Here is a 10,688-nt window from a genome sequence, read left to right as displayed (position 1 = left end):
CCACTTTTTGGCGTTTTACCTTCAAAAAAACCCACTTCATGCCACTTTCCGCCACTTGCGCACACTATAGGAATGCGCCCACCGCACCGTCAAGGCGCGCAATGAAGGAAAAGCCTTATAGATCGGAGATTTAGGAGCGTTTCAGGAGGGGCAACAAGAATTTGACGTAGGAAATTTCACCAAAAACTCAAGCAGCACAGGGGGCTGCGCACACAAGTTAAAGTGATTTGTTAAGAGTAAGATTTTTTTGGTATTAGGAACTGCGTCTGCCAGTGATTCCGGCAGGGAGGGAAAAGGTGGAGAGTCGATCTGTAAGCCGGGTTCTGTCTTGAACAGTCATTCGTCTACGATGGCCATCACTGGACATCTTTAGCAACCTACCCGGTCCCAGCGCGGGCCACGCCTTGGGACCCTATTTGGTCTTGCTCCAAGTGGGGTTTACCTAGCCACGAACTGTTGCCAGCCGTGCGGTGCGCTCTTACCGCACCTTTTCACCCTTACCGGCGCCGAAGCGCTTAGGCGGTTATTTTCTGTGGCACTTTCCGTAGGCTCACGCCTCCCAGGCATTACCTGGCACTTCGCCCTATGGAGCCCGGACTTTCCTCCCCCCCCTAATTTTCATAGAGGGCAGCGACTGTCCGATCGACTCTCCGCCGCGAAGGTTAACGGTAGAGCGCTTGAAGAACAAGCGCTAAAAGCCATGGGCCAGCCCCGTGTCCCGGTTTCACGGGCCTTTCTGTTTTTCCAGCGCAACTTGATACAGCACGTTCTTGCGCTCGCCAGTGATCTGTGCAGCAAGGGCAGCGGCGCGCTTGAGGGGCATTTCCTCGAGCAGCAGGTTCAGGACGCGCATCGCCTCGCTGCTGACAGCGTCTTCACTTTCCGGTGCTGTCCAACCCGCCACTAGCACGACACATTCGCCGCGCTGCTGGTTGCTGTCGCCTTCGACAAACGCCCGCAGCTCCGCCAACGGCAACCCCTTGAGAGTTTCGAAGGTCTTGGTCAACTCACGAGCCAACAACGCCGGGCGCTCCGCGCCGAACACCAACTCCATATCTTGCAGGCACTCAAGGATGCGGTGCGGCGCTTCATAAAAGATCAGCGTGCGCGGCTCTTCCTTTATGGCCTCCAGGCGCGCTCGCCGCCCCACCGCCTTGGCCGGCAGAAAACCTTCGAAGATGAAACGGTCCGACGGCAAGCCTGCCGCCGACAGTGCCGCGATCAATGCACAAGCGCCCGGCACCGGCACCACACTGATACCGGCCGCCCGGGCCTGACGCACCAGATGATAGCCAGGGTCGGAAATCAGCGGCGTACCGGCATCGGAAATCAGCGCGACGTTATCGCCCGCCAGCAGCCGGGTAATGAAACGACTGCCTTCATCCCGCTCATTGTGTTCATGACAGGCCGCCAACGGCGTGGAAATGCCGAAATGCTGCAGCAGACGCAGGGAGTGGCGCGTGTCTTCAGCTGCGATCAGCGCAACCTCTTGCAGGATTTTCAGCGCCCGGGCACTGATATCGTCCAGGTTGCCGATGGGCGTCGCCACCACGTAAAGCGAGCCGGCAGCGGAATTCAAAGCACCTGGAGCAGTCAAGACACACACCTCATGATCGGTAAAAACCGCCATTGTAGCGTGTAGCGGCCGCCTCGGCTGCTTAGGTAGGAGCTGACGAGCAAAGCGAGACTGCGATCTTTCCCCAGATACTTGAATCCCAAGCGAAAGATCAAAAGATCGCAGGCTGCGCCGCTCCCACAGAGGCCAACGGGCACTTGCCACAACGCCACAAGGACTCAATACCCGCTCTTTATGTGCTGCGTCGCGATCGCTGAACGACCTAAATTGACCGATTCACACCACTAACATCGCGCCCCGGCCAGCGCTTGGGTACAATTCGACGCTAATTTGATCTCGTATCAGGAACACTTACATGATCGCTTGCCTGCGGCTGCTCTCCGCCCTCTGCCTCGCTGCCCTCCTGGCGGCCTGCGCCAGCTCGCCCTCGTCCAGCCTTGGCGAACTTCCACGCACCCCGGATGCCAGTATCGAGCAATTGCTCGAACAGGCCACTCAAAGCAAAAATCCGGAAAAAGCCGCCCTGCTGCGCCTGAGCGCTGCCGACCTGGCCTACCGTCAGGGCAATGCCGGCCAGTCCGCACAGATCCTGCAACAAGTGCCGATGGAACAACTCAAGCCCGGTCAGCAGATTTTCGCCAGCACGCTGTCGGCTGAGCTGGCGATGACCCGCAACCAGCCCAAGGCGGCACTGACCGCCCTGAGCCACCCAAGCCTGCAACACCTGAGCGAAATGCCGGTGGAGCAGCAGGTCCGCACCGGTACCGTCCGCGCCCGCGCCCTGGAGGCCGACGGCCAGACCCTGGCCGCCGCCAAGGAACGTATTTTCATCGCGCCCCTGCTGGAAAATGACGCGGCGGCCAAAAACCACGAAGCAATCTGGTCGTTGATCGCCTCGCTGCCCACCGACCAGTTGCAGCCAAGCGCCAACGACGACCTAGGCGGCTGGCTGAGCCTGGCCCAGGCCGTCAAGATCGCTGGCACCCTGGAACAACAGCAGGCAGCCATCGACCACTGGCGCGAACAGAATCCACAACACCCCGCCGCCCTACAACTGCCGACACCCCTGGTCAAACTCAAGGAACTGGCGAGCCAGCCACTGAGCAAGATCGCCCTGCTGCTGCCACAGCACGGCCAGCTGACTGCGGTTGCCAAGGCCTTGCGTGAGGGTTTCATGGCCGCGCACTACCAGGCCCAGCAGGCCGGTCAGAAGCAACCAAGCATCCAGTTCTATGACAGCTCCGGCCTGACCTCCATGGACGAGTTCTATCGCAAGGCCCAGGCCGACGGCGTGCAACTGGTAGTCGGACCGCTGGAAAAACCACTGGTCAAGCAGATCAGCACCCACACGCAACTGCCGATCACCACCCTGGCGCTGAACTACAGCGAAGGCGAACAAGGGCCACCGCAACTGTTCCAGTTCGGCCTGGCAGCCGAGGATGAAGCCCGCGAAGTCTCCCGTCGCGCCCGCGCCGATGGCCTGCATCGCGCCGCCGTCATGGTACCCAAGGGTGGATGGGGCGATCGCGTCCTGAAAGCCTTTAGCCAGGACTGGCAGGCCAATGGCGGCACCATCATCGCAATCGAACGGATCGACCAGCCGGTGCAATTGGCCCAGCAGATCGCCGACATGTTCCAGCTGCGCAAGAGCGAAGCTCGCGCCAAGAGCCTGCAAAACACCGTCGGCACCACGGTCGCGGCCCAGCCGTCCCATCGCCAGGACATCGAATTCATCTTCCTGGCCTCGACGCCGCAACAGGCCCAGCAGATCAAGCCGACCCTGAACTTCCAGTACGCAGGCGATGTACCGGTCTACGCAACGTCTTCAGTGTTCAGCGCCAGCGGCGACCAGAACCAATACAGAGACATGGGCGGTATCCGCTTCTGCGAAACCCCTTGGCTGCTCGACGCCAATGACCCGCTGCGCAAGCAGGTCACCGCCCAGTGGCCCCAGGCAGGTGGCAGCCTGGGCCGGCTGTACGCGATGGGGCTAGACGCCTATCGCCTGGCGCCGCGTCTGGGTCAGCTCAAGACACTGCCAGACAGCCGCATCGAAGGCCTGTCGGGTAGCCTGGCAGTGTCTTCGACCCAGCGCGTACAGCGTCAACTGCCTTGGGCCGAGTTCGTCAACGGCCAGGTGCAGCGCCTGCCGGATACCCAGCGCTGATGCCCGACCGATCACGCCAACAAAGCGGACGGGATGCCGAGGGCCAGGCCCTCGCGCATCTCCAGCAACAAGGCCTGCGGCTGGTGGCGCAGAACTGGTTGTGCAAACGCGGCGAGCTTGATCTGGTCATGCTTGACGGCGATACAGTAGTATTCGTCGAGGTTCGCTACAGAAAAAATACTCAATGGGGTGGCGCGCTCGACAGCATTGACGAGCGCAAGCGCCAGAAGCTGGTCTTCGCCGCGCAGTATTTTCTGCACAGCGAGCCCCGCTGGGCCGATCATCCCTGCCGCTTCGACGTGGTTGCCATCGACAGCAACGCCGCCCAGTTGAACTGGCTGCAGAACGCCTTCGACAGTTGAGCGCCCATGCCGAGCCGGATGCCCTCACATAACTTTTTTGCTCTTTGCTTTGCGCGCCGCACATGTTTGTGCCGATAAGCCGCGCTACTTAAGGTCACACAGATGGACATGCAATCGCGAATTCGCCAGCTTTTTCAGGCCAGTATCGACACCAAGCAACAGGCGATGGACGTACTTGCACCGCACATCGAGCAAGCCAGCCAAGTGATGGTCAACGCCTTGCTCAACGAGGGCAAGATGCTTTCGTGTGGCAATGGCGGCTCGGCCGGCGACGCCCAGCACTTTTCCTCGGAACTGCTCAACCGCTTCGAACGCGAGCGCCCGAGCCTGCCAGCGATCGCCCTGACCACCGACAGCTCGACGATCACCTCGATTGCTAACGACTACAGCTACAACGAGATATTCTCAAAACAGATCCGCGCCCTGGGCCAACCCGGCGATGTACTGCTGGCGATTTCCACCAGCGGCAACTCAGCCAATATTATTCAAGCGATCCAGGCCGCACATGATCGCGAAATGATTGTCGTAGCATTGACCGGTCGTGACGGCGGCGGCATGGCGTCCCTGCTATTGCCAGAAGACGTCGAGATCCGCGTACCGGCCAATGTCACCGCACGCATCCAGGAAGTCCACCTGCTGGCGATCCACTGCCTTTGCGACTTGATCGACAGCCAACTGTTCGGGAGTGAAGAATGACCCCTAATCGCCTAGGCCTTCTGGCCCTGACCCTGTGCCTCGGCATCAGCGGCTGCACATCGGTGGTTAACGCCAGCCGGGAAAAGCCGATTGAAGATGACCGCGGCACCCGCACCTTCGGCAGCAAGATCGACGACTCCCTGATTGAAACCAAGGTAGGCGTGAACATCGCCAAGGCCGACCCGGACCTCGACAACAACTCGCACATCGTCGTCACCAGCTTCAACGGCGTCGTATTGCTGGCCGGCCAGACCCCACGCGCCGACCTCAAGGCCAAGGCCGAACAGGAAGCGAGCGCCGTGCAACGGGTCAAGACCGTGCACAACGAACTGCAGGTCCTGCAACCTTCCTCGCTGCTGGCACGCCAGAACGATGCCTGGTTGACCACCAAGATCAAGACCCAGATGCTCACCGACGCCAGTATTCCCGGCTCGCGTATCAAGGTTGTGACCGAGAATGGCATTGTCTATTTGCTGGGGTTGTTGACCAAAAAAGAGGCTGCGCAGGCGACCAACTTGGTGCAGGGTGTGTCCGGGGTGCAGAAAATCGTCAAGTTGTTTGAGTATATTGACTGATATAAATGCAGGTACAAGAACGGCGCTTTTTCCTGGAAAGGAATGCGCCGTTTTTTTTATCGCTTCGCTTCGTTTTGGTTGGCTGGTGTGTATATCCGTTGCTGCGGTAACGGATATACACACCAACCATGACACAAAAAAAATGCCCACATCTCACGATACGGGCATTTTCTTAACCAAGTCACCAAGCTTTCAAACAGCCTGTATCTGGCACATGTCTACCTACTTCACCACTTTCAAACTCGGCCGACCGCTAGGACGCGGTGGCTCGTCATCCGGTGGCGGCAAGTCATCATCCGGCTCGAACGCTTCCTCGCCATCGAGCGGCGCTTCCAGCTCAAACACCATGCCTTGGCCATTCTCCCGAGCATAAATCCCCAGGATCGCAGCAATAGGCACGTACAAAGTGTGCGGCACGCCACCGAAGCGCCCTTCGAAGCTGACGGCATCGTTATCCATATGCAAGTGACGCACAGCGGCTGGCGACACGTTCAAGACAATTTGCCCGTCATTGGCAAAACCCTGCGGCACCTGCACCGACGGAAACTCGGCGTTGACCAGCATGTGCGGGGTGCAATCGTTGTCCACAATCCACTCGTAGAGCGCGCGGACCAGATAAGGTCGACTGGAGTTCATAGCGGCTCCCTAAGCCTTAGCGCATGTCACGTTCGACACCAGACAGACTCGCCTGGAATGCCTCACGCGCGAATTGGCGCTCCATATAATCAAGCAGCGGCTTGGCAGGCCGCGGCAGTTCGATACCCAGAATCGGCAAACGCCAGAGTATGGGCAATAGGCAGCAATCCACCAGACTTTGTTCCTCACTGAGGAAAAACGGCTTGTCGACGAACAGCGGCGATACGCCGGTCAGGCTTTCACGCAGCTCCTTGCGCGCCACGACCCGCGCCGGCTCCTTGGTCCGGGAATCCAGGATCAGGTCCACCAACCCGCACCAGTCACGCTGGATGCGATGGATCAGCAAACGGCTGTTGGCACGCGCGACAGGGTACACCGGCAGTAAAGGCGGATGCGGATAACGCTCATCCAGATATTCCATCACCACGGTCGACTCCCACAAAGCCAGGTCACGATCGACCAGTGTGGGCAGGCTGCCGTAAGGGTTCACCTCGATCAGCTTCGGCGGCTGACGGCCCGCTTCGACGTAAATGATCTCGGCGCTGACACCCTTCTCTGCCAGTACGATGCGTACCCGGTGGGAATAGTGGTCAGCGGGGTCGGAGTAACAGGCCAACCGATTGGTCACGCCCATGGCGATCCTCCTCGCTTGTTGAAATTATCGAAAAACGGAAAAACGAGCGCGCCCAGAGGGCGTCTCCCGTAACACCTGGCAGGCCAGGCTCGTTACATGTCTAGAGACGCCCTTGGGCGCGCACGATTAACAGCAATGGCTTACAGCTTTATCAATGCACGTCTTTCCAGTATTCACGCTTGAGCAGGTAAGCGAATACGAAGAAGAACGCCAGGTACAGCAATACATAGGTACCGATGCGCTGATGCTCCAGCTTCACCGGGTTGGCCGAGTAGGCCAGGAAGGTCACCAGGTTCTTGACCTTCTCGTCGAACTGCTCCGGCGTCAGGCTGCCAGTGTTCGGCACAATGGTCAGCTGATCGCAGGCTTCATGAGTCAAAGCGGTGCCAGTCAGCGGATCGAATTGCTTTTTGCCGTCCTCGACGATCTGAACCTGTTTGCAGCCTACCACCTGGCGACCCTGAAGGCCGACCAGTACGTTAGGCATGCCGACGCTCGGGAAGACCTTGTTGTTCACGCCCCATGGACGTGCAGGATCTTCGTAGAACGAACGCAGGTAACCATAGAGCCAGTCCGTCCCACGCACACGAGCGACCAGGGTCAGGTCCGGCGGCGCGGCACCGAACCAGGTCTTGGCGTCCGCAGGTTGCATGCCGATCTCCATGTGATCACCGATTTTGGCACCCGTGAATATCAGATGGCTCTGCATGAGATCTGCGGGGATATCCAAATCTTTGGCTACGCGCTCATAGCGCTGGAACTTCGCGCTGTGACAGCCCATGCAATAGTTGGCAAATGTACGCGCACCATCTTGCAAGGCGACCTTATCAGCGACGTCAATTTCAACCTTTTCAAGCTCAGGCTCAAGCGTGTTGGCAAAAGAGACAGCAGGAAGCACAGCCAGAATCAAAACTGCAAATAACTTTTTCATCAGCCAGTCACCCTTTCCGGAACCGGTTTGGTCTTCTCGAGCCTGGTGTAGAACGGCATCAGAATGAAATAGGCGAAATACAGGAACGTGCAGACCTGCGAGAGCAGCGTACGCCCCGGCGTCGGCGCCAGTACCCCGAGCACACCCAGGATCACGAACGAGATGCAAAATACCCAGAGCCAGATCTTGCTCAGCCAGCCTTTGTAGCGCATCGACTTGACGGGGCTGCGATCCAGCCACGGCAGGACGAACAGCACGGCGATGGCTGCGCCCATGGCAATAACGCCCATCAGCTTGTCCGGAATTGCCCGAAGGATCGCGTAGAACGGCGTGAAATACCAAACTGGAGCAATATGCGCAGGCGTCTTGAACGCGTTCGCCTGCTCGAAGTTCGGCTTCTCGAGGAAATAACCACCCATTTCCGGGAAGAAGAACACGATGGAGCAGAAGATGAACAGGAAGACCACTACGCCGACGATATCTTTCACGGTGTAGTACGGATGGAAAGCGATGCCATCCAGCGGTACGCCGTTCTCGTCCTTGTGCTTCTTGATGTCCACGCCATCCGGGTTGTTCGAACCGACTTCGTGCAAGGCCAGGATGTGCAACACCACCAGGCCGAGGATCACGATCGGCAAGGCGACCACGTGCAGGGCGAAGAAGCGGTTCAGGGTAATGCCCGAGATCAGGTAGTCACCACGGATCCACTGGGTCAGGTCGTCACCGATGACCGGGATCGCACCGAACAGCGAGATGATCACCTGGGCCCCCCAGTAGGACATCTGGCCCCACGGCAGCAGGTAGCCCATGAAGGCCTCGGCCATCAGCGCCAGGTAGATCAGCATGCCGAAGACCCACACCAGCTCACGAGGCTTCTGGTACGAACCGTAGAGCAGGCCACGGAACATGTGCAGGTAGACCACGATGAAGAACGCCGAAGCGCCGGTGGAGTGCAGCAGACGCAGGATCGAGCCGTACTCGACGTCGCGCATGATGTATTCGACGGAAGCAAACGCTTCTTCCGCCGACGGGGTGTAGCTCATGGTCAACCAGACACCGGTAACGATCTGGTTGACCAGAACGAGCAGCGCCAGGGAGCCAAAGAAATAGAAGAAGTTGAAGTTCTTCGGAGCGTAATACTTGCTGAGATGGTCTTCCCACATTTTGGTCGCGGGAAAGCGCGCATCAACCCAATCCATGAATTTGCTCATCACGCTTTCTCCGTATCGACGCCGATGACAATGATGTCGTCGGTCTCATAGGAATGCGGGGGAACTGGCAGGTTCAGAGGTGCAGGCTGCGACTTGTAGACGCGACCAGCCAGGTCATAGTGGGAGCCGTGGCAAGGGCAGAAATAACCACCGACCCAGTCCTTGCCCAGATCGGCAGGCGCCACCTCAGGACGGAACGTTGGCGAGCAACCCAGGTGCGTACAAATTCCGATCAGCAGCAGGACTTCCGGCTTGATCGAACGCGTTTCAGGATTGACGTATTCCGGTTGGACCGAGTTCTTGGAGGACGGGTCGGACAACTGACCCTCGATCTTTTTCAGATTCCCCAGGATTTCCTCTGTACGGCGGACGATGAACACCGGCTGGCCGCGCCACTCAGCAATCATCTGCTGGCCTGGCTCGATCTTGCTGACATTCACTTTCACCGGTGCACCTGCGGCTTTCGCCTTGGCACTGGGAAACCATGACCCCACGAACGGGACCGCAGCCCCCACCGCTCCTGCAGCACCCACCACGGATGTGGCTGCTACCAGGAAGCGACGCCGGCCTGCATTCACGCCGTCATTGCTCATTCAGTCCTCTCCCATCAGCTTTGTGGCCTGTTAGATCAGGCGTCTACTAAGTAAAAATCTGAACTTATAAAAATTTTGCCGAATGGTAATGAAAAGCCCCAATTCTGACAAGGTAATTACCATGCGGCCAAACCGCCAAGCCTTGTAGTATAGGGGCTCTGCGAATGTGGCAAGTTGTCACAGAGCAATTCTTTTGCCCATAAAAAAACGCCCAGCTCCGTGAGGAACTGGGCGCCTTTTGAAAGCGGAAGCGAAATTAACGCTTCGAGTACTGCGGACGCTTACGCGCTTTACGCAGACCGACTTTCTTACGCTCAACTTCGCGAGCATCGCGAGTTACGAAGCCGGCTTTGCGCAGAGCACCACGCAGAGTCTCGTCGTAATCCATCAGGGCGCGAGTGATGCCGTGGCGGATTGCGCCAGCTTGACCACTTACACCACCACCGATAACAGTGACGTAGATGTCGAATTTTTCGACGGTCTCGGTCAGTTCCAGCGGCTGACGAACTACCATGCGGGCAGTTTCGCGGCCGAAGAAGTTATCCAGGGAGCGGTTGTTGATGGAGATGTTACCAGTGCCCGGACGCAGGAAAACGCGTGCGGTTGCAGTCTTGCGACGGCCAGTGCCGTAATTTTGAGTCGCCGACATAATGAACTATTCCGTTAAAACTTCAGTTCTTGGGGCTGCTGAGCAGTATGAGGGTGAGCAGCGCCCGCATAAACCTTCAGCTTACGATACATGTCGCGACCCAGAGGGTTCTTAGGCAGCATGCCTTTAACCGCGGTCTCGATCACGCGCTCAGGGGCTTTGGCGATCAGCTTTTCAAAGTTGATCGACTTGATGCCACCAGGAAAACCGGAGTGGGAGTAGTACATTTTGTCAGTGGTTTTAGCGCCAGTAACACGTACTTGCTCAGCGTTGATCACAACGATGTAGTCACCGGTGTCAACGTGAGGGGTGTACTCAGGCTTGTGCTTGCCACGCAGACGGCTCGCGATTTCGGTGGCCAGACGACCCAGGGTCTGACCAGCAGCGTCGACGACAAACCAGTCGCGCTTTACTGTTTCCGGTTTAGCAGTAAAAGTTTTCATTCTTTATAGCCTCAGGGGCCGCCCTGTAAATTAGACGGCGGATCTTACTGAATAGTGCGTACTTTGACAAGTCAAAGGCAGCCGGATACAGACGCTTTCGGGGGCTCGGGTCGGCGCGTCCGTTCAACGGCAAGATTCTTCGGCGGCGGCGCATCACTTCCACTGCAGAAAGAGGTGCGCAATTATGCAGATTGCGAAAAATATTTCAACCTGCT

General features: G+C 58.1%; 12 protein-coding genes and 1 other RNA gene. 4 read left to right on the top strand and 9 right to left on the bottom strand.

All coding sequences use genetic code 11. The features are described from left to right. Positions 1-296 precede the first annotated feature (296 nt). An RNA gene (gene rnpB, locus AACY31_RS16505) (RNase P RNA component class A) lies at positions 297-650 on the bottom strand. A 74-nt stretch (positions 651-724) separates the two neighbouring features. Then, complete coding sequence (rsmI, locus tag AACY31_RS16500; protein WP_339478071.1) at positions 725-1,630, bottom strand: 16S rRNA (cytidine(1402)-2'-O)-methyltransferase; 906 nt, start codon at positions 1,628-1,630, stop codon at positions 725-727. A gap of 301 nt (positions 1,631-1,931) precedes the next feature. On the opposite strand from rsmI, the gene AACY31_RS16495 reads away from it, so the two are divergent. The 4 genes from AACY31_RS16495 (at position 1,932) to AACY31_RS16480 (ending at position 5,376) form a co-directional block, all read left to right on the top strand. Beyond that, positions 1,932-3,743 carry a penicillin-binding protein activator gene (locus tag AACY31_RS16495; RefSeq protein WP_339478069.1) on the top strand — a complete coding sequence of 604 codons (1,812 nt, stop codon included), beginning with the start codon at positions 1,932-1,934 and terminating at the stop codon, positions 3,741-3,743. Beyond that, positions 3,743-4,105 carry a YraN family protein gene (locus tag AACY31_RS16490; RefSeq protein WP_339478067.1) on the top strand — a complete coding sequence of 121 codons (363 nt, stop codon included), beginning with the start codon at positions 3,743-3,745 and terminating at the stop codon, positions 4,103-4,105. The genes AACY31_RS16495 and AACY31_RS16490 overlap by 1 nt, the downstream gene beginning before the upstream one ends. Before the next feature lie 102 nt (positions 4,106-4,207). Then, on the top strand, positions 4,208-4,801 hold the full coding sequence (locus AACY31_RS16485) for a phosphoheptose isomerase (protein WP_007904374.1): 594 nt from the start codon (positions 4,208-4,210) through the stop codon (positions 4,799-4,801). After that, positions 4,798-5,376 (top strand): BON domain-containing protein, encoded by a 579-nt coding sequence (locus AACY31_RS16480; RefSeq protein ID WP_003178201.1) that lies wholly within the window; start codon positions 4,798-4,800, stop codon positions 5,374-5,376. Before AACY31_RS16485 ends, AACY31_RS16480 begins: the two co-directional genes overlap by 4 nt. Before the next feature lie 222 nt (positions 5,377-5,598). On the opposite strand, the gene AACY31_RS16475 is transcribed toward AACY31_RS16480, so the two are convergent. The 7 genes from AACY31_RS16475 to rplM form a co-directional block, all read right to left on the bottom strand. Next, positions 5,599-6,012, bottom strand: coding sequence for a ClpXP protease specificity-enhancing factor (locus tag AACY31_RS16475; protein ID WP_339478065.1), 414 nt, complete (start codon positions 6,010-6,012; stop codon positions 5,599-5,601). A gap of 16 nt (positions 6,013-6,028) precedes the next feature. Next, positions 6,029-6,646 carry a glutathione S-transferase N-terminal domain-containing protein gene (locus tag AACY31_RS16470; protein ID WP_003178195.1) on the bottom strand — a complete coding sequence of 206 codons (618 nt, stop codon included), beginning with the start codon at positions 6,644-6,646 and terminating at the stop codon, positions 6,029-6,031. A 151-nt stretch (positions 6,647-6,797) separates the two neighbouring features. Continuing rightward, positions 6,798-7,577, bottom strand: coding sequence for a cytochrome c1 (locus AACY31_RS16465; RefSeq protein ID WP_339478063.1), 780 nt, complete (start codon positions 7,575-7,577; stop codon positions 6,798-6,800). Continuing rightward, entirely contained in the window at positions 7,577-8,788 is a 1,212-nt protein-coding gene (locus AACY31_RS16460) for a cytochrome b (protein WP_058545584.1), read from the bottom strand. Before AACY31_RS16460 ends, AACY31_RS16465 begins: the two co-directional genes overlap by 1 nt. Continuing rightward, positions 8,788-9,381 carry a ubiquinol-cytochrome c reductase iron-sulfur subunit gene (petA, locus tag AACY31_RS16455; protein ID WP_003205363.1) on the bottom strand — a complete coding sequence of 198 codons (594 nt, stop codon included), beginning with the start codon at positions 9,379-9,381 and terminating at the stop codon, positions 8,788-8,790. Before petA ends, AACY31_RS16460 begins: the two co-directional genes overlap by 1 nt. Positions 9,382-9,637: 256 nt before the next feature. Then, on the bottom strand, positions 9,638-10,030 hold the full coding sequence (rpsI, locus tag AACY31_RS16450) for a 30S ribosomal protein S9 (protein WP_003205364.1): 393 nt from the start codon (positions 10,028-10,030) through the stop codon (positions 9,638-9,640). Between the two features lie 14 nt (positions 10,031-10,044). Further along, the gene (gene rplM, locus AACY31_RS16445; protein ID WP_003205365.1) at positions 10,045-10,473 is read right to left on the bottom strand and encodes a 50S ribosomal protein L13; all 429 of its coding nucleotides are present in this window, start codon (positions 10,471-10,473) and stop codon (positions 10,045-10,047) included. Positions 10,474-10,688: the final 215 nt, after the last annotated feature.

Source organism: Pseudomonas sp. RL_105y_Pfl2_101 (genome assembly GCF_963970585.1).
In the GTDB taxonomy this organism is placed as follows: Bacteria; Pseudomonadota; Gammaproteobacteria; order Pseudomonadales; family Pseudomonadaceae; genus Aquipseudomonas.
Note: the sequence above shows the minus strand (reverse complement) of the source record. Positions and strands in the feature narration are given on the sequence as shown.